Below are 23,595 nucleotides of genomic sequence, written 5' to 3'. Positions count from 1 at the left end.
CTCGGTCCCGGCACCGCTTCTCGCTTCGTTGTGCCGCCCGGGGCCGCCGCACGTCACCCGTGCGACACCGACGGCGCGTCACCCGTGCGCGGTGGTCAGCCGGCGGCGGCGGTCCAGGACGCGGGTCAGCGAGTCCACGACGCGCGGGTCGTACTCGTAGCCGAGGCCGAGGTGGATGCGCTCGATGGCGCGCTCGTCGTTCTCGCCGCCGGGAGCGCTGAGGTCGTCGTAGGCGTTGGCGACCTTGATGATCCTGCTGGCGAGAGGCAGGTCCTGGCCGAACTCCCGCACCTGTCGGTACGGCGTCGTCTGCGCCTCCAGGATGGCCGCGACGTTGTCGAGTACGCCGGTGGTGCGCACGATCTCCGCGCCGTCGTGGGCGATCCGCTGCTGGTCCGCGGGCGCCACGAGCACCGTGGCACCCATGGGGATCGGCTCCCGCAACGCCACCTGCCCCAGGTCGTGCAGCAACGCGGCATACTCCAGGTCCGTCAGTTCCCGCTGCCCCATACCGAGGTCACGCCCCACCGCCAGCGACAGCTGCGCCACCCGCTGGCCGTGGTCGGTGACCGTGTACCCCGCGCGCTCCGTGAGACCGGACAGGGCGCCGATGGTCTGGCGGTAGGTGAGCCGGATGCTGGCATAGCGCTGGACGGCGAACGACGTCAGGACCAGCGGGAAGAGGAACAGCGGGAGGGCCGCGATGCCGATCGCGTGTGCCGCGAGCGCGATGAGGGCGCCGGAGGTCACCAGGGCGGTGGCGAGGGCGACCGTGGAGCGGACCTCGTCGATGACGGCCGGTAGGAGCGGAGCCTGGTCGCGTCCGGCGCGGACCGCTGCCTCCAGGACGAGGTCGACCAGCATCGCCACCCCACCGACGAGCAGCATGACGAGCCCGACCAGCCAACGGTGGTGCGCCCACGCCTCCTGCCACTGCACCAGGGTCTGGCCGTCGAAGCGGACGTACCGGTAGAGCACGGGGGCCACCCAGGCGCCGGCGACCCGGGCGGACATGTCCACCCAGGAGACACGGGCGCCGGTGGCCCTCAGCAGCAGGGAGCCGACGATGATGCCACAGGCCACGACAGCCGTGACCAGGGCCGCGCCGACGTGGCCAGCGGACCCCTGGAACTTCAGCAGCGACAAGGCGAGCCCCAGAGCGGCAGCCGTCGACATGGGCGAGGTCTCGCGTCCGGTGAGGATCGTGAGCCGGGCAGTCTCCCCGACGGCGATCGCCAGCAGGAACAGAGTGACCGAGAGCAGAAGCCCGCCGTGCAGCTCCCGAAGGTCCGCCCGGCCCACCCATCCCGAGACCACCACGGTCGCGCCTGCGGCCACCGCGACAGGCCACCTGGCATCGACGGTGAGGCGGCGCAGCCGGTTCACCGATGGCTCCCCGTGGGCAGGGCGACGGACGTCGTCGCGCCCTGGACCCGGTCACGCAGGTCCCGCCGGGTGGCGAAGAGGTCCGAGATCTCCGGCTCGTCGTGGTCCAGCGCTACCCCGGCCGCGGCGAGCTGGTCCGGCGTCCGCTCGGTCGGCGTCCAGTCGTGGCGCGCCAGAGCCCGCCGCAGCGCTTCGACGATCTGCGGGTCGAACTGCGAGCCGGCACGGGCGGCCATCACGGCCAGAGCCCCCTCCACCGTGGCGGCACGCCGGTACGGCCGCGAGGTCGTCAGACTGTCGAAGGCGTCAGCCACCGCGACGATCCGCGCGACCAAGGGGATGCGGTCGCCCGACAGGCCCGCGGGATAGCCGCGGCCGTCATACCGCTCGTGGTGATGCGCGATGCCATGGACGGACCCGAAGAGGAAGTCGATGCCCTGCACGAGGTCCACCCCGCTGAGCGCGTGCTCCGCCATGACGACGAGCTGGTCGTCGGACAGCACCTGCCGCGAGCGAAGGAGCCGCGTCGGCACGCAGACCTTCCCGATGTCGTGCAGCATGGCGGCGGTCCGGACCTCCTGGATCTCCTTGTGCCCCAGCCCGAGCGTCTCGGCAAGCCATTCGGCGAGCTGTGCGGTGCGGTCGCTGTGGCCGGCGCTGGAGGGGTCCTTGATCTCGCCAGCCGTCACGAGGGCTCGCAGCGTGCGGTCCTGGGCTCGCAGCTCGTCGCCGTACTGCACGAAGGCCCAGCGGGCCACGAAGAGGGGGGCCAGCACGAGCACGGCGCTGAACCAGCCGACCTCGGCGGGGACCCAGAGGACGACGAAGAGGAAGCCGATGACGCCGTAGCCGACGTAGGCGACGCCCGTGGTGCTCAGAAGCTTGATGATCTGGGTCCGCGCAGGGACCCCGGCGGAGACGCGCATGACACCTGCGAGGAGGACGGCGTTCGTCCCGCACTGCGCGATGTCGGCGACGAGCAGTGGTGCGCCGATCCGGCCGATGATGTCGAGGGCCCCGTGGACCTGTTCGATGGCGTGGGGGCCGGTCAGGGCGAAGAACACGAGCCCGCCGACGCTTCCCACGACCGAGTGCATCGCCGCGTTGAAGGCGCAGACGACGGGTCGTCCCCGTCGCCACTCGGTGAGGTTGGAAACCAGTCCCACGAGCCCGGAGCCGACCGGGCCGATGATCACGGCTGAGGCCAGTAGGACGATGCTCGTGGAGGAGAACTGCACGCGGTGACCGACGTCGCCCTCACGGAGCACCCAGCCGGTCACGGCCAGTACTGCCAGCACACCAAGGGCGCCTGTCGCGTACGGCCTTCCCGCTACGACGTACCCGAGCCAGAGCAGACACACCGCCGCGCACACGACCACACTCACGAAGAGGTTGGTCCACAGCGCCTTCCGGTGGGTCCCGGACTCGTTCGTACGCCCGGCCGTCACGACCTCACTCTAGTCCGGCAGTGAGGTTCAGCAGCCGTGAATCAGCCGCCCCAGCTCCAGGTGTTGGACGCGAACTGGGTCGCAGCACCGTCGCGAGAGTCCTCGGGGGCCCAGACCAGGTCCTTGTTGTCGCGGAGGATGGACTCGAAGATGGTGGTGATGGCCTTCATGGCTGATGGTCTCCTTATGCCCGATGCCTGTATCGTCCGTTCGGACCAATCGGGCGGTCAATGCCGCGAACCGTCAGGGGTGCGGTTGGCTGGCAGGACTATGATGCCCTCCAACCTGCGGTGTTGATTGTTTACTGACTTGTTCTTGACCAAGTCTTGAAGATCCATATCCACCGATTGCACCGGAAACGCACACATTCGGACGCTCTTGTCCGGTGGCAGGCGCTTATTCGCGGGAACTGTGAGACAATAGCGCGCCAGACCGGGCGCACCCCGCGCCAGACCGAAATCCGACGGAGTGACCCCCATGAGCAAGCGCGCCCGCAAGCGCCGCTCGCGCAAGGGCAACGCGGCCAACCACGGCCGCAAGCCCAACGCCTGAGCCCGCGCCACAGACGCAGCAGACGACGAGGCGGGGTGATCGGACTCTCAGGTCCGACCGCCCCGCTTCGTCGTCTACGAGGGATGCGGTGCCCGAAAGGCCGAGCTCCCCGGCGAGGGCGAGCTACTCCGCGATCTCGAACCGGATGGTGGTGATCCGGGCCATGATCTGCGTACGCAGCTCGACCGGCGCCTCCTCGCAGGCGCACGACCGCTTCACCAGGGCCTTGAGGGCCTGGTCGAGGTCGTACTGCTGAAGGCAGGGCGCGCACGCGTCGAGGTGGTGCTGGATCTTGACCGTGTCGTCCCTGGTCATCTCACCGTCGAGGTACTCGTAGACGCGGTGCAGCACCTCCGAGCAGTCGGCGCCGGCCGCCTCGTCCATGCCAGAGTCAGGTCCGCACTTCATGAGTCCGCTCCCTGGGTCGCAAAGCCGCGTTCTGCGGCGTACTCGGTCAAGAGCTCACGGAGCTGACGCCGGCCACGGTGCAGCCGCGACATGACCGTCCCGATCGGCGTCTCCATGATCTCCGCGATCTCCTTGTAGGCGAAGCCCTCCACGTCGGCGAGGTAGACCGCCATCCGGAAGTCCTCCGGAAGCTCCTGCAGGGCGCGCTTCACCTCCGTGTCGGGCAGGTGGTCCAGCGCCTCCGTCTCCGCCGATCTGAGGCCGCTCGAGCTGTGCGACTCGGCGCGCGCCAGCTGGTAGTCCTCCACCTCGGAGGCATCCGACTGCAGGGGCTCCCGCTGCTTCTTGCGGTAGCTGTTGATGTACGTGTTCGTGAGGATCCGGTACATCCACGCCTTGAAGTTCGTGCCCGGGCGGTACTGGTGGAAGGCCGCGAACGCCTTGGTGTAGGTCTCCTGGACGAGGTCCTCGGCATCCGCAGGGTTCCTCGTGGTGCGCAGGGCAGCGGAGTAGAGCTGGTCCAGCAGCGGCATGGCCTCGCGCTCGAAGCGCGCCTGGCGTGCCTGCCGGCCTTCGGTGTCCACGTCGACCGTGGCGTCGGGGGCGGGAGTCTCAGTCATCACCCGCCAGCCTAGCCCGGCGCGTAGCGGGGCCGCCTTCTGGCTTCCTGCCGCGAGACCGAGGGCGCGTGCGCCGACCGGCGGGCCCGTCAGGTCGATGGTCCGCGCCGGCGGCGGGTCGGTCAGCACGGGCACGGCTTGCTCCTGGGACAGTGACGAGGGGGTCACCAGTCACAACGGGACTTCCGTGGCCCTCATTCCCTCGCCCTCGGCGACCAGCGACAGGTGAGGGTCTGGGCGGCTAGGTCAGGGACAACAGGAAGCTGCTGGCGGCCCTGACGACGTCGAGGGGGCCGGGCCCGAAGCTGTGGGCGCCCTGCACGGCCGACACCATGGCCGGGTTCGGCAGGTGCTCGCGGACCTGCGCGGGGGAGCCGAACGGGTCACGCTCGCCCTGCACGACATGCAGAGGAATCCGTGCCTCGACTGGTCGCAGAAGCTCGTCGGCCCTGGAGACCGCTGGTCTGCCGGGCGGATGCAGCGGGAAGGCCAGGCACAGCACGGCGGCCGCCGCCAGCTCGTCTGCGGTGCGACAGGCGACTCGGGCGCCTGCACTGCGCCCGCCCACCACCAGCGGCCCGGGCAGCCCACCGCGACCCGTCCGGAGCCGGCGCACGATCGGTATCCAGGCCTCGTCCAGCGTCGGGGGGCGGCTAGCGACCTTCAGCCCCTTGAGGCGCCAGGGCTGGTCGACGAGGGCGACCGCCCAGCCGGCACGGGTCATCGCCTCGGTCACCGCGACAAGGTCGCCGGCCCACCCCTGTCCCCCAGCGCCGTGTCCCAGTACCAGGGTCGCGTGCGCCCCGCGAGGGCGGTAGACGGTGGCGCGCCCCGGACCGTGAGGCGTGGCGATCTCCACGACCCTGGTCGGCTTCAGCGTGGGCCTCCTACCCCGGTCGGGAGGGACCGCCTCACGCGGGGTTGGGACCACTGTGGGTCTCCTGTCGGGCCGCCAGTTGGTCCGGGGCGCCGACGATCTCGCCGGTCATCGGGTCGACCACTCCCACGAGGTCGTCCTCGCCTGCGGGCTCCAGCAGCTGAGGACCGTTGCTGCGGTTGGAGGAAACCGCTGTCCCGACCGGGTACGCCTCGAACCGGCCAGGCGCCGAGAAGGCCAGGAGCCGAGCGACCTCGTCGGGGTCCTCCATGGTGGGGTCCAGCCAGGTGGCCCAGTCCTCCGGCTCGAGGACGAGCGGCTGCCGGTCGTGGATCCGGTCCAGCCCCGGCTCGGCCTGGGTCGTGATGATCGTGAAGGTGGTCAGCCACGCCTCGGGGTCGTCCGGGTCGGCGATCTTCCGGTCGCGCCAGAACTCGTAGAGCCCGGCGAAGGCCAGGGTCCGCCCGTCGGCCCGGTGGGCGAAGAACGGCTGTTTGCGCGGGTTGCCCTTCGGGTCGGTGGCGACGGGCGACTTCTGCCACTCGTACCAGCCCTGGGCCGGCACGAGGCAACGGCGTGAGGCGGCCGCCTTGGCGAACGCGCCCTTCTCCAGGACCGACTCCGCTCGAGCGTTGATCATCCGGAGCCCCATCTTGGCGTCCTTGGCCCAGCTCGGAACCAGCCCCCAGGTCAGCAACCTCAGCTGGCGCACCGGCGCCGAGCCTCCAGTGCTTCCTGCGTCGTTCGCGGCGGCGCCGGCTGACGGCCGGGGCGCGCGGCTCAGCACCACCGGTGCCTGCTTGCTCGGGGCCAGGTTGAAGTCCGGCGTTCCCGGCGGCGGGGACTGAGGGCTCTTCAGGATGCTGCGCGAGGGCTCGCCGGTCCGGTCGAGCTCCACCTCGAACTCCTCGATGAGCTCGTCCGGGTGAGCAGTGGCTGCGTATCGGCCGCACATGGTGGACAGGGTACGCAGCGACGCCACCCGGCCAATACGGTAGGAAGGGAGGCGACCGAGACCCTTTCGACCCTTTCCGCGACCCGAGCCGTCCAGGAGCGACCATGACCCTCGTCCGCCGTGTGGCCCGACCCATGCTGGCCGCCATCTTCGTCGTCCAGGGCTTGGAGCAGCTACGGCACCCCGGCGCGCTGGCCGACAAGGTGGAGCCCCTCGCGCGCAAGGTGGCGCCGCTGGGCCTCCCGGACGACCCGGAGCTCCTCGTCCGGGCCAACGGCGCGACCATGGTGGGCGGCGGAGCGCTCCTGGCCACCGGACACCTGCCCCGGCTCGCCTCGCTGGCCCTCGCCGGGTCGATCATCCCCACCACGTACGTCGGCCACCCGTTCTGGGCGGAGACCGACCCCACGATGAAGCGCGTCCAGCGGATCGGCTTCCTCAAGAACGTCGGGCTTCTCGGCGGGCTGCTCCTGGCCGCGGTCGACACCGAGGGCAGGCCCGGGCTTGCGTACCGGGCCGGGATGGCGGGCGACTCCGCAAAGCGGGCTGCTCAGCGCGCCAGGCGCGAAGCGAGGTATGCCGCGCGGTCCGCCAGGCGTGAGGCCAAGCTCGCCGCGACCCAGGCACACGATGCCCTCACCTGACCCCGCTCCACCGGTGACCGGCGACTGGTCCGCGCCGACCGCGGCCGCCGCGCTCGACGCAGACGTCGTCCTGCCGGGAAGCAAGTCGCTGACGAACCGGTTCCTCGTCCTGGCCGCTCTCGCGAACGCGCCGTCCCTCCTGAGGGGTCCGCTGCGCTCGCGAGACACTCTGCTCATGGCCCAGGGTCTGCGGCAGCTGGGGGCAGGCGTCGAGGATGTCGCCTCGCCTCCGTCCCAGCCCTCGCAGACGACGGACTGGCTCGTGACGCCTGCAGCTCTGCAGGGCGGCGGGCATGTCGACTGCGGCCTGGCCGGCACCGTCATGCGGTTCCTCCCGCCCGTCGCGGCACTGGCCCAGGGCCCGGTGACCTTCGACGGCGACCCGGGGGCCCGGGTCCGGCCCATGGGCCCGGTGCTGGACGCCCTGCGGCGGCTCGGCGGCGACCTCGACGACGGTGGTCGTGGGGTCCTGCCCTTCACCGTTCGCGGCCACGGAAAGCTCCCAGGTGGCTCGGTGGTCCTCGATGCCTCCGCGTCCTCGCAGTTCATCTCGGCCTTACTGCTTGCCGGCCCGCGCTACGAGCAGGGAGTCACCGTGCGTCACGTGGGCGAGCCCGTGCCCTCGGAGCCGCACCTCGAGATGACCGTGGAGACGCTGCGGGACGCAGGCGCGCTCGTCGACGACAGCGAGGCGAACACCTGGCGGGTGGAGCCCTCGGAGATCAACGGTCTGGACGTCCAGGTGGAGCCGGACCTCTCGAACGCAGCTCCGTTCCTGGCCGCCGCCGTGGTCGCCGGAGGGCGGGTGACCGTTCCGGGCTGGCCCCATCACACGACGCAGGCGGGGGATGCCATCCGAGACATCCTGGACACGATGGGCGCTGACGTGCGCGTGACGCGCGACGGTCTGACCGTGTCCGGCACGGGAGAGATCTCCGGCCTCGACCTCGACCTGCATGACGCGGCCGAGCTCACACCCGTCGTCGCCGCTCTGGCGGCCTTCGCGGACTCCCCGTCCGTCATCCGTGGCGTAGCCCATATCCGGGGGCACGAGACCGACCGGCTGGCCGCCCTCGCCACCGAGCTGTCCGCCCTGGGTGCCGACGTCAAGCAGACCGAGGACGGCCTTCGGATCGTGCCGCGCCCGCTGCTCGGCGCACTGTTCCACACCTACGCCGACCACCGGATGGTGATGGCCGGAGCGCTCCTCGGGCTTCGCGTGCCGGGCGTGGTGGTGCAGGATGCTGGGACGGTTGCCAAGACGCTGCCGGAGTTCACCACGTTGTGGGAGCACCTCGTCGAGCCTCAGGTCGGCGTAGCAGGCTGATGAGCCGGCGCACGTCCGACTACGACGAGAGTGACGTCCGGATCCGGCCCAGCCGGCGGGGGTCGCGACCTCGGTCCAAGGACCGCCCCGCGCACGAGGAAGCGCTTCCCGGGTTCGTGACGGCCGTCGACCGTGGCAGGTACACGATCCTCGTCGCGGCGGGCGTCGGCGGCAGGCGCCTGCCCGAGCGAGTGGTCACGGCCATGAAGGCCAGGGAGCTGGGGCGCAAGGGCATCGTCGTCGGGGACCACGTCGACCTTGTCGGCGACCTCTCGGGGGGTCCGGACGCCCTCGCCCGGATCGTACGGCTGACGCCGCGCCGATCCGTGCTGCGCAGGACCGCGGACGACACGGACCCGGTCGAGCGGGTCATCGTCGCCAACGCCGACCAGCTCGTCATCGTCTCGGCGCTCGCCAACCCCGAGCCGCGGCCCCGGCTGATCGACCGGTGCCTCGTGGCGGCGTACGACGCGGGGCTTGAGCCCCTCCTCGTCCTCACCAAGGCGGACCTCACGGACCCGGCCGCGTTCCTCGAGCACTACGCGCCGCTGGACGTGCGCCACATCGTCACGGCGACCGGCGCCTCGAGGTTCCAAGGGCTGAACGCCCTCCAGCAGGCCCTCGAAGGTCGGGTCAGCGTCTTCGTCGGGCACTCCGGGGTCGGCAAGTCCACCCTCGTCAACGGACTGGTGCCCGGTGCTCGACGCGCCACGGGCGTGGTCAACGACATCACCGGACGTGGCCGACACACGTCCAGCTCGGCAGTGGCGCTGCGCCTGCCCGGCGAGAAGGGCTGGGTCATCGACACACCGGGCGTGCGGTCGTTCGGTCTTGCCCACGTGGACCCCCGACGGATCATCGACCACTTCCCCGACCTCGAGCCCGGCACGGCGCTCTGCCCGCGAGGGTGCAGCCACGACGAGCCGGAGTGCGCCCTCGACGACTGGGTGACGTCGGGTCAGGCCGGTCCGGCCGGCGCCTCGAGGCTGGAGTCGCTGCGGCGGCTGCTCAGGGCGCGGTCCGGGGAGTCCGACTGAGGCGACGCAGGCAGCGGACCCATCACCAGATGGCCCGCCCAGGCGAGAGCCGTTGCCAGCACGGGCATCCCGAGCAGGAAGCTCAGCTGCACCCGCGCCGGCGCGGCGGTCATCGTCTCGTCGTCGAACCTCTCGAACCACCAGAAGGTCAGGGCGGGTCCGACCAGTGCGGCAGCGGCCACGCCCCGCGGCAGGAGGCCACGACGGCGGACCAGCGGACCCGCCACCAGGAACCCCGGCGCCAGCGGCAGCCCCTGACCGGCGAAGAGCACCAGCCCGGGCACCGCGAGCAGTCGTAGCCACCTGCGCCAGCCGGTCGAGGTCCGGGCCCGCCAGGCGATCCCGACGAGCAGCCCGAAGACGGCGCCGAGCAGCACGATCAGGAGCGTTCCGGGCCACGAGAACTGCGGGTCGGTGGACACGAGCCGCATCCAGATCCGGGCCAGGGCTCCCCACGCCGCCCCCAGTCCGAGGCCGGCGAGGGCGGCGTGAAGGAAGCCGTGCCTGCTGGGGTCCATGGTCACCACTCGACCGGCAGGCAGGCGAGCCTCGGACCGGCGGTACCGTTCGCGGCGGTCCGGTCCTGGTGGATCACGACCGAGCGCTGGCCGGCCGTGGGAACCCAGTCGACGTGGGAGACCGACTGAGCGTTCCCGTCGTCGTCGACCGTGAAGTCCAGCCAGATCTCCGTGGCGTCGCTGACGACCGGGGGGACCACGCCGCTGTGGTTGTAGTGCGGACCTGCTGCGGGCCCGTTGCCGGCGACACAGGGCCCCGAGTGCAGGTGCGCACCGAACGTCCGGGTCGCGACAGCCGTGTCGACTCCCTTGACGAGGAGGACGACCGTGGACGCACTGCCGTGGCCCACCAGGACCAGCTGCGCGCTCGCGTGGTCGAACGGTCCCGCGGCAGCGGGCGCGAGGTCCGCCAGGTCGCCACGGAAGAGGTTCGCGACGCCGGCGACCGCCGGAGTGACCGCGGCAGCAGCGGCCACGGCGGCGGTGCAGGCCAGTGCAAGGCCGGTCCTCCGCCAAACGAGTGATGCTCCGGACCTGTTCATGATGTCTCCTTGCGTATGCGGAACTGTGCTGACACCCCTACCGACGCGCCACTCCCGCACGGCGGGTGACAGGCAGATCCGGCGGATAAATCTCGACTTCCGCTGTCACCCAACGGGTTCGGCTACTCGTCTGTCGAGGTGATGGAGTCCGTGGGCATACTCCCCAGCCGGGCCGAGGAGGCTGAGAGATCGGCGTCGCCGAGCGACGTCGACGCGGTGGTGGCCGACCTGTTCGCCACGGAGGCGCGCCGCCTCGTCTCGCTCGCGCGGTTCTTCGTCGAGGACCGCACGGCAGCTGAGGACCTCGTGCAGGAGGCCTTCATCAGGCTCGCCCGGAGCAGCCATCGGATCCGCGAACGTGACCGCGCCGCGGCGTACCTGCGGTCGATCGTCATCAACCTGGCTCGTGACCACAACAGGCGGGGGCTGGTGTCGCTCAGGCACCGCCCACCCGCTGTCCTCGACGAGCCGTCCGCAGAGCACACCGCCGCGGCGCGGGAGTCGCGCCAGGAGGTGGTGGCCGCACTGCGCCTGCTGCCGCGCCGTCAACGCGACTGCGTCGTGCTCCGGTACTACCTGGACCTGCCCGTCGAGGAGATCGCCCAGACCCTGGGAGTCTCCGCGAACTCGGTCAAGACCCACCTGCAACGCGGGCTCAGGTCGCTCGCGGCCGGCTTGGAGGTGAAGCAGTGAGCGCCCTGGAGGATCGCCTGCGTGACGCGCTCAGCGCCGAGGGCGCGGCCCGCGAGCCTTCGCCCGACCTCTTCGCCCGGGTCGTCGTCGGGATCGACCAGGACCGGGCGCGGCGGCACCGCGCCGTCCGGACCGCGGTGTCGTGGGCCGTCGGGCTCGCCGTCGCCGCAGCAGCCGTTCTAGCCCTGACACCGAGGGACGAGAGAGGACTACACATGCCCTGGTGGATTCTCGAGGTCGCGACCAACCTCGCGCTGGTCGGGCTCGCGCTCTGGCTCGGCCCGTTCATCAAGCGGTTCGGACGGGCGTATGCCGCCGATGTGTTCCACGACAACCCGCTCACGGGGAAGAGCTACATCGTCCTGACCGACATCGTCTACTACCTGATCTTCGCGGCGTACATCCTCTTCACCCTCCACGTGGCGCCCAAGGACAGCTGGGAGAACGGCCTCACGCAGGAGGTCAGCGCGGGACAGGTCACCTTCGAGCTGGGCCGCCTTGGCGGCATCCTGCTGATCATCGGCGTCCTGCATGGGTTGAACATCGTGCTCATGCCGCTGCTGGGCCGGGTGTTCTCGCTCAACCGGCGCCTCCCGGGGCGCTGAGGACCGACGACGGCGCCGTTCCCCGACCGGGGAACGGCGCCGTCGTCAGAGTGGCCGGAGCGAGGCTGGCTCAGGAGTCCTGGGTCCCGTCGCCCACCGGCTCGAGCGAGGAGTCGTCGCGGAGCCCGCTGTCGAACGTGGTCGCCTGGGGCGTGTCCGTGAGGTCCACTGTCTCGATGATCTCGCGTGGAGCTGCGAAGTGGCAGGCCGACAGGTGTCCGCCCGCACCGTCCGGCCGGATCTCCAGCAGGGGGATCTCCACGGAGCACTTCTCCTGCGCCTTGAAGCAGCGGGTGTGGAACCGGCAGCCTGACGGCGGGTTGGCGGGGGACGGCACGTCGCCCTTGAGGACGATCTGCTCGCGCTTGTCCCGCAGGGTCGGGTCAGGCACGGGGACGGCCGACAACAGCGCCTGGGTGTAGGGGTGCGTCGGACGGCCATAGATGTCGTCCTCCTCCCCCAGCTCCGCCATCTTGCCGAGGTACATCACGCCGACGCGGTCGGAGATGTGCCGCACCACCGACAGGTCGTGAGCGATGAAGACGTACGACAGGCCGAGCTCGTCCTGCAGCTTCTCCATGAGGTTCACGACCTGCGCCTGTACCGAGACGTCCAGGGCGGACACCGGCTCGTCGCAGATCAGCACCTTGGGGTTCAGCGCGATCCCCCGGGCGATGCCGATGCGCTGCCGCTGGCCACCGGAGAACTGGTGCGGGTACCGGTTGATGTGCTCGGGGTTCAGCCCGACCAGGTCCAGCAGGTCCTGCACCGCCTTGCGGCGGCCCTTCCTCGGCACCACGTCGGGGTGGATGTCGAAGGGCTCGCCGACGATGTCGCCCACCGTCTTGCGTGGGTTCAGGGACGTGTACGGGTCCTGGAAGACGATCTGGATGTCACGACGCAGCTTGCGCATCGCGCGGCCCCGCTGGGCGTACATGTCCACCCCGTCGAAGACGACGGAGCCCGACGTGGGCTCCTCCAGCCGCATCAGCAGCCGGCCCAGGGTGGACTTGCCACAGCCTGACTCCCCCACGATGCCGAGCGTCTCACCCTTGAGCAGCTCGAAGCTGACGCCATCGACGGCCTTGACGTGGCCCACGGTGCGACGCAGGACGCCGCCCTTGATCGGGTAGTGCTTGACCAGGTCCTTCGCGGTGAGGATCGCCTCAGCCATGGAGCACCTCCTCTGCGAAGTGACACGCCGACTCCCGACCGGGAACCACCTCGCGCAGCGGAGGCCGGTCCTCTCGGCAGACGTCCTGGGCGTACTTGCAGCGGGGGTGGAACGCGCAGCCCGGAGGGATTCGCATGAGGTTCGGGGGCAGGCCGCCGATCGCCGCCAGCTGCTGCCCCTTCTGGTCCAGGCGGGGAATCGACTCGAGCAGGCCCTTGGTGTACGGGTGCGCCGGCTGGCGGTACAGCTCGTACACGTCGGCCCGCTCGACGATCCGGCCGGCGTACATGACGGCGATCTTGTCGGCGACGTCCGCCACCACGCCGAGGTCGTGCGTGATGAGGATGAGCCCCATCTGGCGCTCCTCCTGCAGTTCCTGGAGCAGCGCCATGATCTGCGCCTGCACCGTGACGTCCAGGGCGGTGGTCGGCTCGTCGGCGATCAGGACCGCGGGGTCGAGCGCGATCGCCATCGCGATCATGATGCGCTGGCGCATCCCGCCGGAGAACTGATGCGGGTAGGCCTTCACCCGCTCCTTCGCAGCCGGGATCTGGACGCGCTGCATCAGCCTGACAGCGCGCTCCATGGCGTCCGACTTGTTCATGCGCCGGTGCACGCGGAACATCTCGGCGATCTGCCACCCGACCGGGAAGACCGGGTTGAGCGAGGAGAGGGCGTCCTGGAACACCATGGAGACCTCCGGCCCGCGGGTCCGCCGCCGCTGGTCGTCGGGCATGGTGAGGAGGTCCTGGCCGCAGTACCGGATCTGGCCCTTGGGGATCACCGCGGGAGGCATGTCGAGGATGCCCATGATGGCCTGGGCAGTCACCGACTTGCCGGAGCCGGACTCGCCGAGGATCGCGAGCGTCTCGCCCTGGTTCAGGTTGAAGCTCACCCCGTTGATCGCCTTGGCCACGCCGTCGGCGGTGCGGAACTCGACGTGGAGGTCGTCCACCTCGAGCAGGAGGCCGGCCTGCGGGATGTACCGCGAGTCAGCGGTGCGCTGTGCGCGCTCGGCGGCCCTGGAGTCAGTCGTCGTTGTCATGGGTCGTCGTCTCTCCTGCCTCAACGCGACTTCGGGTCGAAGGCGTCTCGCACGGCGTCTCCGAGCATGATGAAGGCCAGCACGGTCAGGCTCAGGAACAGGCTGGGGAACAGCAGGATGTGCGGGGTCGTCCGCAGCGCCACGATGGCGTCCGAGATCGCCACCCCCCAGGACACCGCCGGCGGCGTCAGGCCGATACCCAGGAAGCTGAGCGTGGCCTCGACAGCGATGAAGACGCCGAGGTTGATCGTCGCGACGACGATCATGGGAGCCACGGCGTTGGGCAGGACGTGGGCGCGGATGATGCGCCACGGGCTGGCCCCCAGCGCGCGGGCCGCCTGCACGTAGTCGTTCGGCTTCACCTGCAGCACGGAGGAACGCATCAGACGGGCCAGGCTCGGCCACCCGAAGATCGCCAGAACGAGTACCACCTTGCCCACGACCAGCAGGTACGGGGAGTTGACGTCGTTGGGGAACGTTGCCATGAACAGGATGCCGCCGAGCAGGAGCGGGATCGCGAAGAAGATATCCGTCACGCGGGAGACCAGGGAGTCGATCCACCCCCCGTAGTAGCCGGCGAGCACGCCCATGACACCGCCGATGATGACGGTGGCGACGGAGGTGAAGACACCCACGAGGATCGAGGCGCGGGCACCGTAGATGGTGCGCGAGTAGATGTCGTAGCCCTGGATGTCTCGGCCGAACCAGGCGCTCGAACTGGGCCGCGCCCGCGCCTCCTTCAGGACCGCCGCGTTCGGGTCCACGTTCGTGAACAGCGATGGCCAGATCGCCATCAGGACGAAGAGGACGATGAGGGCGGTAGACACCCAGAAGATGGGGTTCTTCTTGAGGGAGCGCCACGCGTCGGATGCCAGTGACCGGGCTCCCTCGGGACCGGCTCCGGGCGGGGCCGTTGTCTCAGCGCCAACGACGATGGTTGCCTCAGTCATGGCTGATCCTCGGGTCGAGCACGCCGTACAACAGGTCGACGAGCAGGTTGGCAAGCAGGAAGACGAGCACGAGGATCGTCACCGTGCCGACGACGGCCACACCGTCGCGGTTGTGCAGGCTGGTGAAGGTGTAACCGCCTACCCCTTGGATGTTGAAGATGCGCTCGGTGACGATCGCACCGCCGAGGAGACCGCCGAAGTCGGCCCCGACGTAGGTGACCACCGGGATGAGCGAGTTGCGCAGCGCGTGCACGCCGATCGCCCGTCGACGAGTCAGGCCCTTGGCCACGGCCGTCCGCAGGTAGTCCGCGCGCAGGTTCTCCACCAGGTTCGTGCGGGTCAGGCGTGCCGCGTAGGCGATCGAGGCGCTGCCCAGGACGAAGGCCGGCATGAGCAGCTCGTAGAACGTCGCCCCGGACGAGACGGTGACCGGGAAGAGCTTCCACTTCACGCCGAGGTAGTACTGCATCGTCGCGCCGATGACGAACACCGGGATGGCGATCACAAGCAGTGTGCTCACCAGCACAAGGTTGTCGATGAACTTGCCCTTGCGGATCCCGGCGAGGACGCCGGCTATGAGGCCGATGACCGTCTCGAAGACGATGGCCATAGCAGCAAGCTTGGCTGTCGTGGGGTAGCGCTGCTTGAGGTCCTCGGCGACTTTGACCCCACGGAAGTTCGTGCCTAGGTCACCATGGCTGAGGTTCACCATGTACTTGGCATACCGCGTGGGAAGTGGGTCGTTCAGGTTGTGCTCGGTGCGGAACTGGGCGACGAAGGCCGGGGAGCAGGGTCGGTCGCCACACATGCCCGCCGTGGGGTCACCAGGTAGCGCGAACACCATGGCAAAGATTATGAACGTGGCCCCAAGCAGCACGGGGACCATCTGGATCAGTCGCCGCAGGATGTACTTGTACACGTCACCTCCTGAAAGGTTGGAGCCTCGGCGGGGTGACGCCGGAGGCGGTGATCCAAGCCGGGCGATGTGCATCGCCCCGGTCTTCACAACATAGTCGTATCGACCGTACAAGGAAGGGCGCACAGGGTGAGGTCATCACCCCGCGCCCCTGGCAGGCCATCGGCCTGCCGGCTGGGGCCGGCAGGCCGATGAGCTGTCGACGTCCCTCGCGCGGGAGCGGTCGGCGACCTACTTGAGCTGCAGGCTGGTGAGGTCGACCGTGCCGAACGGGGTCACCTTGACGTTGGTGACCTTGTCCGACCACCCGAACTGCGCGGTGCCGTACCAGAGCGGGGCGACCGGCATGTCGTTGGCCAGCAGCGCCTCCGCCTGCTGGTACTTGGCATTGGCCTGCGCCGCGTCCGTCTGCGCTGCCGCCTCGTCGAGGAGCTTGTCGAAGGCGGGGTTGCTGTAGTCGTTGTCGTTCGACGATGCCTTCGTCTTGTAGATCGGAGCCAGGAAGTCTTCGATCGACGGGTAGTCCATCTGCCAGCCGCTACGGAACATGCCCTTCATCTTGCGCTCCGTGATCTTGCTGCGGAACGTGGCGAAGTCCACCACCGGCGTGGCCACGCAGTCCACCCCGAGGGCGGTCTTGATCGAGTTGCAGGCAGCTTCGACCCAGGCCTTGTGGGATGCGTCGGCGTTGTAGGCGATGGTCATCTTGCCACCCTTGAAGCCACCGGCTTCGTCGAGCTTCGCCTTGGCCTTGGCCGCGTCGAAGGTGCAGTACTCACCACATGCATTGGCCTTGTAGCCGTCCACGACCGGGGCGACCCAGCCCGTCGCAGGCTGGCGCGTGTTGTTGAAGATCTGCTTGACGATCGTCTGCCGGTCGATGGCCATGGAGATGGCCTGGCGAACCTTCGGGTCGGCGTAGGCCGGGTCGACCTTGGACGGCGGGAAGTTGATGTCCTGGAACACCCCGACGGGCTTGGAGAGGTTGCGATCCGGCAGGTCCGTCTTGTACTTGTCGTCGATCAGAGCCGAGGACGGGATGGTGTCGATCACGTCGAGCTGGTTGGCGATGACGTCGTTGTACGCCGCGTCATCGTCCTGGTAGATCTTGAAGGTCAGGTTGTCGAGCTTGGCCGGGAACTTGCCCTTGTAGTCGGCGAACTTGCTGAGCTTGATCTCAGTGTTCTTGGTCCACGAGTCGAACTTGAACGGGCCGGCGCCGACCGGGTGCTCACCGAAGGCCTTGGGGTCGCTGAAGAACGAGTCGGGCAGCGGCGCGAAGGCGGTGTAGCCCAGACGGACCGGAAGGTTCGAGACCTTCTCCGTCGTCTTGATGGTGAAGGTGTAGTCGTCCTTGACCGCGAGCCCGGTCATCTTGTCCGCCTTAGGCTTGACCTTGCAGTCGGCGTCGCCGCACTGCACGTCCGAGAAGCCCTCGATCGGCTCGAAGAAGTAGCTGTTCAGCTGGGCGTTCTTGCCGTTGGCCACCCAGTTCCACGCGTCGACGAAGTTCTTGGCCTTGACCTCGGTGCCGTCGTGGAACTTGTAGCCCTTCTGCAGGGTGACCGTGAAGTTCTGGTTGTCGCTGGACTCGATCTTGTCCGCGATGTCGTTCTCAGGGGCCGCGTTCGTGGGGTTGTAGTGGATGAGCTTCGCCGTGATGGCGTCCAGCACGTTCCCACCACACGTCTCGTTCGTGTTACCCGGGATCAGGGGGTTCTGCGGGTTGCACCCACGGACCGTGACGGCGCCGCCGGTCTTGCCAGCCGCGCTGGAGCTGGAGCCACTACTGCCCTTGTCGCCACCACCACACGCTGCAGCAAGCAGCGTGACGGCGGAGACACCGGCAACCATGGCCACCGTGCGAGTAGTTCCTCGCATTGATGTCCTCCTACATAGGGGTCAGCCGTTCGAGTGAACGGTCGGTCCGGGCCGCGAACCGGGTGGAGCGCAGCCCTGAAACGCACAGTGCGTCGTGTTGTGGCACCCATGAAAGAGCAAGGAAAGGGTAAAGGCGACGGTCTGAGCCAACCCGAGACAAAAACGTGATCGTCTTGCAGCCGAGTTGAGAGCAGATCTTCGGCGCCCGCCCGGTCCAGGCCGGTTCGTCCCTATTTGCCGGTGTGCTCCACAATCGGCCCCCAGACCGCCGTGGCGCCGGAATGACCGACTCGGACGGTCCACACCAGCACCACCAGCACCACCACCGTGAGCACCGACCCGGAGACCACCTCGGGCACTGGCCACCGGTCCCCGGACCGCCGGGACAGCTGGACGAGCAGGGTGACGGCCGTCAGCGCCAGCGCCAGCCACGGCAGCCACCGGCCCTGGCTGCCGTGCTCCAGTGCCACCTGCCCGCCCAGCCGCCGCTGCAGCGCCTCTCCGGACTGCTTCGCCACCAGCGCCAGCACGGTCACCCCCGCGTCGAGCGCGACCACCAGCCAGCCCGTCCTGGGGGTGCGTCGCTCGGGCCGACGTTGCCACGCCCAGACCGCCGTGGCGAGCGCGGCGAGCGGGAGCAGCACGACCACGGCATGGACCACCAGGGCGTGGACGGGAAGGCCGAGGACGGTGTCGAACACGTGGTCTCCTGCTCGTCGGGGTGCCGAGACCACCGCGGCCGGTGGTCGGCTGTGCTGACGCTAGCGGAGCCGCCGCTGCAGCCAGCGGAGCCGGCGTTGCCGTGGCGGTCCGCGTCGTGGCGGTGCCGACGGGCTAGCGTGGTGCGGGTGCCCTATGACGACGACCTTCGTCTCGCCCATGTCCTGGCGGATGCCGTCGAGCGGATCACGATGGCCCGGTTCCGCGCGGAGGACCTCGTCGTGGAGTCCAAGCCCGACCTGACGCTGGTCAGCGACGCCGACAAGTCGGCGGAGGAGCTGGTCCGCGCCCAGCTCAAGCGGACGCGACCCCGGGACGCCGTCGAGGGCGAGGAGTTCGAGACCACGGGACACGGACCTCGACGGTGGGTCATCGACCCGATCGACGGCACGCACAACTTCGTCCGCGGGGTCCCCGCCTGGGCCACTCTGATCTCCCTGGTGGACGACGGCATGCCCGTTCTCGGCCTGGTGGCCGCCCCCGCGCTCGGCCGGCGATGGTGGGCGGCGAACGGCTCGGGAGCCTGGTCCGGACGCAGCCTGGCCGCCGCCAAGCGCATCCACGTCTCCCAGGTCTCGCGGGTCGAGGACGCGTCCCTGTCCTACTCCAGCATCTCGTCCTGGCGGGCGGTCGAGCGCCACGCGCAGTTCCTGGCACTGGCAGACGACTGCTGGCGCACCCGTGCCTTCGGGGACTTCTGGTCGTACATGCTCGTCGCCGAGGGAGCGGTGGACATCGCCGCGGAGCCGGAGCTGGCGGTCTATGACATGGCGGCGCTCGTGCCCATCGTCACGGAGGCCGGGGGCCGCTTCACCTCACTGGCCGGGAAGAACGGACCATGGGGCGGCAACGCACTCGCGACCAACGGACTCCTGCACGACGAGGTGCTCGGCCGGATCGGCACCTAGCCCACGCCGAGAACGTTCTCGAGCAGCCGAGCACGTTCTCGAGGGGCCGAGGTCGCCGACCGCTGCTGCTCACGGGGACGACGCTGCACCTCGGGGGCTCAGGCCGGTACCACGGTGGCCGGGCCGATCCCCAGCTCCTGCAAGCCCCCGGCGTACAGGCCGGTGTCGCCGACGACCACGACCGTCCACTGCCCTGTCACCCACTGGCGGTACGCGTCGACCAGGGCCTGCGGGTCGAGGCCCCGCATGGCCTCGAGAGTGGCGGTCGTGAACTCCGTGGTCAGCCCCTCCAGGGCGAGGCTGGCGGCTTCGTCAGCCACGGCGTCCGCGGTGGCGAAGCGGCCCGGCGCCGTCTTGCTGATGAAGTCGACCCCGGCCCGGACCTCCTCCTCGGCGAACCCCTCTCTCCCCGACTCCAGGATCTGCAGGAGTAGCTGCACGGACTCGACGGTCGACTCGGCGCGGACGGAACCAGAGGTCAGGAAGAGCCCTCCGACCCGCCGGGGACGGAACGCCGAGCGGATGCCGTAGGTGTAGCCCTTCTCCTCCCGAAGGACGGCGTCGATGCGAGCGTTCGGCGAGCCACCGACCATGAACCCCAGCACGGGGAAGGCGGCCCAGGTAGCCTGCACACGCCGGTCGGGCCCTACACAGCCCACCAGCACCTCCGTCTGCACCGAGCCAGGCCTGTCGACCAGGACGACCCTCGCGGCATCGGCGGCGACCCGTCCCGCCTGTGACTCTGGCGCCGGTCGCTGCGACGACGACTCCCACGTCCCCAGCGCCCGGTCTGCCAGGTCGACGACGTCGAGTCCGGCCAGGTCGCCCGCCACGACCGCGGTCATGTCCCGGGGTCCCACCCGGGCGGCATGGAAGTCCACGATGTCCTGGCGCGAGATGGCACTGACCGTGCCGGCCGCCCCACCGGTGGGCCTCGACGCCCGGTCCTCGCCGTCGTACAACGTCGCGATGAACTCACGGGCCGCTCGTTGGGGGGCCAGGGCGCGCTCCTGCTCGATCTCTGCAAGCCGCGTCTTCAGGTGACGGTCCACCTCCGGCTGGGGGAACACGGGAGCCGAGAGGGTCTGCCTCAGCAGGTCCAGCGCCTCGGGCAGCCGGCGCTTCGGGACGTCGAGGTCCACCGCGAGGCCGGCGTCCGTCACCGATGCACCGAAGGCGATCCCCTTGCGCTCCAGCAGCTCCGCGAACTCCTCCGGGCTGTGCTCGGCCGTCCCCTCGTCGAGCATGCGCGCCATGATCGTGGCAACGCCTTCCACCCGTCGCGGCTCCACCGTCAGCGGGAAGGGCAGCGTCGTGCGCACGGACACGACGTACTGTCCTGGGATGTCGTAGAGCACCAGCTCCACGCCGTTGGACAGTGTGTGACGGGTCGGGGTCGGGAAGCTCCACGGACCCGGAGGCTGTACCGCTGGCCGAGCGGGGGCGGTGGACGGCGACGCGCTCATGCCGCGTTCTCCTGCTCTGCCACGAGGTGACGGACCACCGCGCGGGTGTCGGGGTGCAGCCACCTGGCGGCGGCCGCCTTCACGGCCTCTGCGCTCACCGCACCGATGCGGTCCAGGAAGGTGTTGACGAACTGAGGGTCGGAGTGCAGGAGGACGTGCTGGCTGATGAGGTCTGCCCGCTCCTCCTGCCCGGCCAGCGCGGACAGCCAGGACCGCTCGGACTGAGCGAGGGCGGACTCCAGCTCGACGTCCGTCGGGCCCTCGGAAATGAACCGGTGGAGCTCCTCCACCACAGCCGCCTCGAGCCGCGCGGGGTCCTGTCCGTCGGCCACGTCGACGACGAAGAAGCCCAGGGACACTCCGTCGACGAAGCCCATGGCGTTCGCCTGGACCGCGTTGGCCACCTGCTCGCGTCGGACCAGCCGCTGGACGAGCCTGGAGGTGGACAGGCCTCCGAGCGCGTCCACCGCCAGAGCGGCGGCGAAGAAGTCCGGCGTGTTGTCCACGGGCAACCGGAAGGCGATGTGCAGCCGGTCGTTGGGGACGTTGCCCGGCCGGTCGACCAGCACGGGGTGCGACAGCGGGGGCAGCTGCGAGAGGTTGGGGCGCGACGGCTCCGCCGAGGCCGGCAGCCAGCCGAAGTACCGCTCAGCCGCGGCGAACCCCTCGTCGGCGGTGAGGTCGCCGACCAGGGTCAGCACGGTGTTGTTCGGCCCGTAGTAGCGGCGGAAGAAGGCGCGCACGTCCTCCAGGCTGGCCGCGTCGAGGTCCTCCATCGACCCGATGGTCGGGTGGTGGTACGGGTGTCCGGCGGGGAACACCGCGGCGTAGACCTCCATGAGGGCCTTGCCGTAGGGCACGTTGTCGTACCGCTGCCGCTTCTCCTCCTTGACGACGTCCCGCTGGTTGTCCAGGTTCTCCTGGGTGACCGCGTCCAGGAGATGGCCGTGCCGGTCGGCCTCCATCCACAGAGCCAGCTCGTAGGCACCCTTGGGGACCGTCTCGAAGTAGTTCGTGCGGTCGAACCACGTCGTGGCGTTGAGCCGGCCGCCCTCGGCCATCAGGCGGGTGAAGTGCTCCCCGCTAGCGACGTTCCGCGACCCCTGGAACATCAGGTGCTCGAAGAGGTGGGCGAACCCCGTCCGGCCAGCCACCTCATGCCGTGACCCCACGTTCACCCAGAGGTTGACGGTCACGGTGGGCACGCTGGTGTCGGGCGAGACGACGACGCGCAGCCCGTTGCCAAGGGTGGTCTCGTGGATCGGGTAGTCCAGTCGCATGTGCGTCACCCTAGGCGACCCGCGGCGGCCGCGAGGGGTCGGCCGCGAGGGGTCCTGAACCAGGTGCCGCAAAGCCGACGCGCCTACAGCGCCCGGCTTCCCTCTTCGCGGGCCTGCGCGACGGACTGCGCCGGCGGCTTCCTGTCGCTGGGCACCCGTGGCAGGGAGGGGGCATACCCCTCCCCCAGCTGCTCGATGGCCAGACGTGCGAACACCTGCTGCTCGGTCACCGTTCGCTCCGAGCGCCCCCGGCCGAGGAAGCTCACGGCCCAGTGCAGAAGGGTGGTCAGCCGGTTCTTGAAGCCGATGATGTAGACGAGGTGCACCGCCAGCCAGAGCACCCAGGCGACGAACCCGGTGAACCGCAGCCTGCCGACGGACGCCACCGCGCTGAAGCGTGAGATCGTCGCCATGGAGCCTTTGTCGTGGTACTCGAAGGGCCCCTTCTCAGGCCTGCCGTCCAGCCGCCGCCTGATGGTGTCCGCGGCGTACCTCGCGCCCTGGATCGCCACCTGGGCCACGCCGGGGTAGCCCTTGAGCGACGCCATGTCGCCGACGACGAAGACCTCGGGATGACCCGGCAGCGTGAGGTCGTCGTTCACCGACACCCGACCCGCTCGGTCGAGGGGCGCGCCGGACTGCTCGGCGAGCTGGGCACCCAGCTCGGAGGCCTGGACGCCGGCCGCCCACACCTTGCAGACGGACTCGATGCGCCGGGTCGTGCCGTCCGCGTCCTGCACGTCGATCCCCGTGGCGTCGACCCCGGTCACCTTGGCGCCGAGCTGTACCTCCACGCCGATCTGTTCGAGCCGTTCTGCGGCCTTCGCGCCGAGCCGGTCACCGAAGGCGGAGAGCACGCTGGGCGCCGCGTCGAGCAGGACGATCCGGGCGCGGCTCGTGTCGATCTTGCGGAAGTCCCGACGCAGCGTCCGCCGAGAGAGCTCGGCGATCTGTCCCGCCATCTCGACGCCGGTGGGCCCGGCGCCCACGACCACGAAGGTCATCAGACGCTGGACCTCCTTGGGGGTGCTGGCGAGCTCCGCCCACTCGAACGCGCCGAAGATCCGGCCACGCAGCTCCAGGGCGTCGTCGATCGACTTCATCCCCGGGGCGTAACGGGCGAACTCGTCGTTGCCGAAGTACGACTGTCCTGCGCCGGCGGCGACGATCAGCGAGTCGTACGGCGTGACGGTCTCGCGGTCCAGCACCCGGGAAGTGACCGTCCGGGCGGCGAGGTCGATGTGGGTGACGGCGCCGAGCAGGACGGTGGCATTCTGCTGGTGCGCCAACACCTCACGGGTGGCGGGAGCGATCTCCCCCTCGGACAGGATGCCGGTCGCCACCTGGTAGAGCAGCGGCTGGAACAGGTGGTGCGTGGTCTTGGCGATCAGGGTCACATCCACGTCGGCCCGTTTCAGGGCCTGGGTGCCGAACAGGCCGCCGAAGCCGGAGCCGATGACGACGACACGGTGACGGGGCGGGCCGGGGACCTGGTGCGACGACATACCAACACTCTCCTGTGAAAGACGAAGGACGGCCACCCCAGCTGGGGTCCGCCGTCCTCGGTGACGCGTTGCTCTCACTGCAACCACCATAGCTGCGTACGTATGCCGGCTGCCTCGACAGCGTGCACCCGGTGCGAC

25 protein-coding genes are annotated in these 23,595 nt (G+C 69.7%); 7 read left to right on the top strand and 18 right to left on the bottom strand.

The genetic code is table 11. The annotated features are described in order from the left end of the window. Positions 1-78: 78 nt before the first annotated feature. The 3 genes from PHA84_RS12515 to PHA84_RS12505 are packed head-to-tail and all read right to left on the bottom strand — an operon-like array spanning position 79 to position 3,004. On the bottom strand, positions 79-1,386 hold the full coding sequence (locus tag PHA84_RS12515) for an HD-GYP domain-containing protein (RefSeq protein ID WP_270888451.1): 1,308 nt from the start codon (positions 1,384-1,386) through the stop codon (positions 79-81). Further along, positions 1,383-2,834, bottom strand: a complete 1,452-nt coding sequence (locus tag PHA84_RS12510; RefSeq protein WP_270888450.1) for an HD-GYP domain-containing protein — start codon at positions 2,832-2,834, stop codon at positions 1,383-1,385. Before PHA84_RS12510 ends, PHA84_RS12515 begins: the two co-directional genes overlap by 4 nt. Positions 2,835-2,875: 41 nt before the next feature. Further along, positions 2,876-3,004, bottom strand: coding sequence for a hypothetical protein (locus PHA84_RS12505; RefSeq protein ID WP_270888449.1), 129 nt, complete (start codon positions 3,002-3,004; stop codon positions 2,876-2,878). A gap of 307 nt (positions 3,005-3,311) precedes the next feature. On the opposite strand from PHA84_RS12505, the gene PHA84_RS20790 reads away from it, so the two are divergent. Then, on the top strand, positions 3,312-3,386 hold the full coding sequence (locus PHA84_RS20790) for a 50S ribosomal protein bL37 (RefSeq protein WP_369791897.1): 75 nt from the start codon (positions 3,312-3,314) through the stop codon (positions 3,384-3,386). A 123-nt stretch (positions 3,387-3,509) separates the two neighbouring features. Here PHA84_RS20790 and rsrA read toward each other — a convergent pair whose 3' ends face one another. The 4 genes from rsrA to PHA84_RS12485 form a co-directional block, all read right to left on the bottom strand. Beyond that, a complete protein-coding gene (gene rsrA, locus PHA84_RS12500) occupies positions 3,510-3,794 on the bottom strand; it encodes a mycothiol system anti-sigma-R factor (RefSeq protein ID WP_270888448.1) in 285 nt (94 codons plus the stop codon). After that, positions 3,791-4,414 carry a sigma-70 family RNA polymerase sigma factor gene (locus tag PHA84_RS12495; protein WP_270888655.1) on the bottom strand — a complete coding sequence of 208 codons (624 nt, stop codon included), beginning with the start codon at positions 4,412-4,414 and terminating at the stop codon, positions 3,791-3,793. Before PHA84_RS12495 ends, rsrA begins: the two co-directional genes overlap by 4 nt. A 241-nt stretch (positions 4,415-4,655) precedes the next feature. Next, on the bottom strand, positions 4,656-5,273 hold the full coding sequence (locus PHA84_RS12490; protein ID WP_270888447.1) for an alpha/beta hydrolase family protein: 618 nt from the start codon (positions 5,271-5,273) through the stop codon (positions 4,656-4,658). Positions 5,274-5,325: 52 nt separating this feature from the next. Continuing rightward, positions 5,326-6,246, bottom strand: a complete 921-nt coding sequence (locus tag PHA84_RS12485; RefSeq protein ID WP_270888446.1) for an SOS response-associated peptidase — start codon at positions 6,244-6,246, stop codon at positions 5,326-5,328. A gap of 104 nt (positions 6,247-6,350) precedes the next feature. Here PHA84_RS12485 and PHA84_RS12480 point away from each other — a divergent pair, with 104 nt between their 5' ends. From PHA84_RS12480 to rsgA, 3 genes are read left to right on the top strand one after another with little or no spacing between them, the layout of a single operon-like run. Then, a complete protein-coding gene (locus PHA84_RS12480; protein ID WP_270888445.1) occupies positions 6,351-6,890 on the top strand; it encodes a DoxX family protein in 540 nt (179 codons plus the stop codon). Then, positions 6,877-8,217 (top strand): 3-phosphoshikimate 1-carboxyvinyltransferase, encoded by a 1,341-nt coding sequence (gene aroA, locus PHA84_RS12475; protein WP_270888444.1) that lies wholly within the window; start codon positions 6,877-6,879, stop codon positions 8,215-8,217. The genes PHA84_RS12480 and aroA overlap by 14 nt, the downstream gene beginning before the upstream one ends. Continuing rightward, the gene (gene rsgA / locus PHA84_RS12470) at positions 8,217-9,254 is read left to right on the top strand and encodes a ribosome small subunit-dependent GTPase A (RefSeq protein WP_270888443.1); all 1,038 of its coding nucleotides are present in this window, start codon (positions 8,217-8,219) and stop codon (positions 9,252-9,254) included. The genes aroA and rsgA overlap by 1 nt, the downstream gene beginning before the upstream one ends. On the opposite strand, the gene PHA84_RS12465 is transcribed toward rsgA, so the two are convergent. Next, positions 9,176-9,772 carry a hypothetical protein gene (locus PHA84_RS12465; protein WP_270888442.1) on the bottom strand — a complete coding sequence of 199 codons (597 nt, stop codon included), beginning with the start codon at positions 9,770-9,772 and terminating at the stop codon, positions 9,176-9,178. The genes rsgA and PHA84_RS12465 overlap by 79 nt on opposite strands. Positions 9,773-9,774: 2 nt before the next feature. Beyond that, complete coding sequence (locus PHA84_RS12460; protein ID WP_270888441.1) at positions 9,775-10,314, bottom strand: hypothetical protein; 540 nt, start codon at positions 10,312-10,314, stop codon at positions 9,775-9,777. 141 nt (positions 10,315-10,455) lie between these two features. Between PHA84_RS12460 and PHA84_RS12455 the strand changes: the two genes are divergently transcribed. Beyond that, entirely contained in the window at positions 10,456-11,007 is a 552-nt protein-coding gene (locus PHA84_RS12455; RefSeq protein ID WP_270888654.1) for an RNA polymerase sigma factor, read from the top strand. Further along, on the top strand, positions 11,004-11,612 hold the full coding sequence (locus PHA84_RS12450) for a hypothetical protein (protein ID WP_270888440.1): 609 nt from the start codon (positions 11,004-11,006) through the stop codon (positions 11,610-11,612). Before PHA84_RS12455 ends, PHA84_RS12450 begins: the two co-directional genes overlap by 4 nt. A 70-nt stretch (positions 11,613-11,682) precedes the next feature. Here PHA84_RS12450 and PHA84_RS12445 read toward each other — a convergent pair whose 3' ends face one another. From PHA84_RS12445 to PHA84_RS12420, 6 genes are all read right to left on the bottom strand, one after another. Continuing rightward, on the bottom strand, positions 11,683-12,786 hold the full coding sequence (locus PHA84_RS12445; RefSeq protein ID WP_270888439.1) for an ABC transporter ATP-binding protein: 1,104 nt from the start codon (positions 12,784-12,786) through the stop codon (positions 11,683-11,685). Next, on the bottom strand, positions 12,779-13,831 hold the full coding sequence (locus PHA84_RS12440) for an ABC transporter ATP-binding protein (RefSeq protein ID WP_270888438.1): 1,053 nt from the start codon (positions 13,829-13,831) through the stop codon (positions 12,779-12,781). The genes PHA84_RS12445 and PHA84_RS12440 overlap by 8 nt, the downstream gene beginning before the upstream one ends. A gap of 20 nt (positions 13,832-13,851) precedes the next feature. Beyond that, positions 13,852-14,781, bottom strand: a complete 930-nt coding sequence (locus tag PHA84_RS12435) for an ABC transporter permease (protein WP_270888437.1) — start codon at positions 14,779-14,781, stop codon at positions 13,852-13,854. Further along, complete coding sequence (locus PHA84_RS12430; RefSeq protein WP_270888436.1) at positions 14,774-15,700, bottom strand: ABC transporter permease; 927 nt, start codon at positions 15,698-15,700, stop codon at positions 14,774-14,776. Before PHA84_RS12430 ends, PHA84_RS12435 begins: the two co-directional genes overlap by 8 nt. Before the next feature lie 228 nt (positions 15,701-15,928). Further along, on the bottom strand, positions 15,929-17,578 hold the full coding sequence (locus PHA84_RS12425; RefSeq protein ID WP_270888435.1) for a peptide ABC transporter substrate-binding protein: 1,650 nt from the start codon (positions 17,576-17,578) through the stop codon (positions 15,929-15,931). A 230-nt stretch (positions 17,579-17,808) separates the two neighbouring features. Beyond that, entirely contained in the window at positions 17,809-18,279 is a 471-nt protein-coding gene (locus tag PHA84_RS12420; RefSeq protein ID WP_270888434.1) for a DUF2231 domain-containing protein, read from the bottom strand. Positions 18,280-18,426: 147 nt separating this feature from the next. Between PHA84_RS12420 and hisN the strand changes: the two genes are divergently transcribed. Next, the gene (hisN, locus tag PHA84_RS12415; protein WP_270888433.1) at positions 18,427-19,206 is read left to right on the top strand and encodes a histidinol-phosphatase; all 780 of its coding nucleotides are present in this window, start codon (positions 18,427-18,429) and stop codon (positions 19,204-19,206) included. 98 nt (positions 19,207-19,304) lie between these two features. Here the strand turns inward: hisN and PHA84_RS12410 are convergent, their stop codons facing one another. From PHA84_RS12410 to PHA84_RS12400, 3 genes are all read right to left on the bottom strand, one after another. Further along, positions 19,305-20,672, bottom strand: coding sequence for a M16 family metallopeptidase (locus PHA84_RS12410; RefSeq protein ID WP_270888432.1), 1,368 nt, complete (start codon positions 20,670-20,672; stop codon positions 19,305-19,307). After that, positions 20,669-21,952 carry a M16 family metallopeptidase gene (locus tag PHA84_RS12405; RefSeq protein ID WP_270888431.1) on the bottom strand — a complete coding sequence of 428 codons (1,284 nt, stop codon included), beginning with the start codon at positions 21,950-21,952 and terminating at the stop codon, positions 20,669-20,671. Before PHA84_RS12405 ends, PHA84_RS12410 begins: the two co-directional genes overlap by 4 nt. 83 nt (positions 21,953-22,035) lie before the next feature. Continuing rightward, entirely contained in the window at positions 22,036-23,457 is a 1,422-nt protein-coding gene (locus PHA84_RS12400; protein WP_270888430.1) for an NAD(P)/FAD-dependent oxidoreductase, read from the bottom strand. Positions 23,458-23,595 lie beyond the last annotated feature (138 nt).

Origin of the sequence: Pedococcus sp. 5OH_020 (assembly GCF_027812955.1) — a bacterium.
Lineage (GTDB): Bacteria > Actinomycetota > Actinomycetes > Actinomycetales > Dermatophilaceae > Pedococcus.
Note: the sequence above shows the minus strand (reverse complement) of the source record. Positions and strands in the feature narration are given on the sequence as shown.

What these genes read in the sequence shown, in the direction of transcription:
- PHA84_RS12505 (WP_270888449.1), bottom strand. Translation starts at nt 3,004, where the DNA reads ATGAAGGCCATCACCACCATCTTCGAGTCCATCCTCCGCGACAACAAG.
- rsrA (WP_270888448.1), bottom strand. Translation starts at nt 3,794, where the DNA reads ATGAAGTGCGGACCTGACTCTGGCATGGACGAGGCGGCCGGCGCCGAC.
- PHA84_RS12495 (WP_270888655.1), bottom strand. Translation starts at nt 4,414, where the DNA reads ATGACTGAGACTCCCGCCCCCGACGCCACGGTCGACGTGGACACCGAA.
- PHA84_RS12485 (WP_270888446.1), bottom strand. Translation starts at nt 6,246, where the DNA reads ATGTGCGGCCGATACGCAGCCACTGCTCACCCGGACGAGCTCATCGAG.
- PHA84_RS12480 (WP_270888445.1), top strand. Translation starts at nt 6,351, where the DNA reads ATGACCCTCGTCCGCCGTGTGGCCCGACCCATGCTGGCCGCCATCTTC.
- aroA (WP_270888444.1), top strand. Translation starts at nt 6,877, where the DNA reads ATGCCCTCACCTGACCCCGCTCCACCGGTGACCGGCGACTGGTCCGCG.
- rsgA (WP_270888443.1), top strand. Translation starts at nt 8,217, where the DNA reads ATGAGCCGGCGCACGTCCGACTACGACGAGAGTGACGTCCGGATCCGG.
- PHA84_RS12465 (WP_270888442.1), bottom strand. Translation starts at nt 9,772, where the DNA reads ATGGACCCCAGCAGGCACGGCTTCCTTCACGCCGCCCTCGCCGGCCTC.
- PHA84_RS12460 (WP_270888441.1), bottom strand. Translation starts at nt 10,314, where the DNA reads ATGAACAGGTCCGGAGCATCACTCGTTTGGCGGAGGACCGGCCTTGCA.
- PHA84_RS12455 (WP_270888654.1), top strand. Translation starts at nt 10,456, where the DNA reads ATGGAGTCCGTGGGCATACTCCCCAGCCGGGCCGAGGAGGCTGAGAGA.
- PHA84_RS12445 (WP_270888439.1), bottom strand. Translation starts at nt 12,786, where the DNA reads ATGGCTGAGGCGATCCTCACCGCGAAGGACCTGGTCAAGCACTACCCG.
- PHA84_RS12440 (WP_270888438.1), bottom strand. Translation starts at nt 13,831, where the DNA reads ATGACAACGACGACTGACTCCAGGGCCGCCGAGCGCGCACAGCGCACC.
- PHA84_RS12435 (WP_270888437.1), bottom strand. Translation starts at nt 14,781, where the DNA reads ATGACTGAGGCAACCATCGTCGTTGGCGCTGAGACAACGGCCCCGCCC.
- PHA84_RS12425 (WP_270888435.1), bottom strand. Translation starts at nt 17,578, where the DNA reads ATGCGAGGAACTACTCGCACGGTGGCCATGGTTGCCGGTGTCTCCGCC.
- PHA84_RS12410 (WP_270888432.1), bottom strand. Translation starts at nt 20,672, where the DNA reads ATGAGCGCGTCGCCGTCCACCGCCCCCGCTCGGCCAGCGGTACAGCCT.
- PHA84_RS12405 (WP_270888431.1), bottom strand. Translation starts at nt 21,952, where the DNA reads ATGCGACTGGACTACCCGATCCACGAGACCACCCTTGGCAACGGGCTG.
- PHA84_RS12400 (WP_270888430.1), bottom strand. Translation starts at nt 23,457, where the DNA reads ATGTCGTCGCACCAGGTCCCCGGCCCGCCCCGTCACCGTGTCGTCGTC.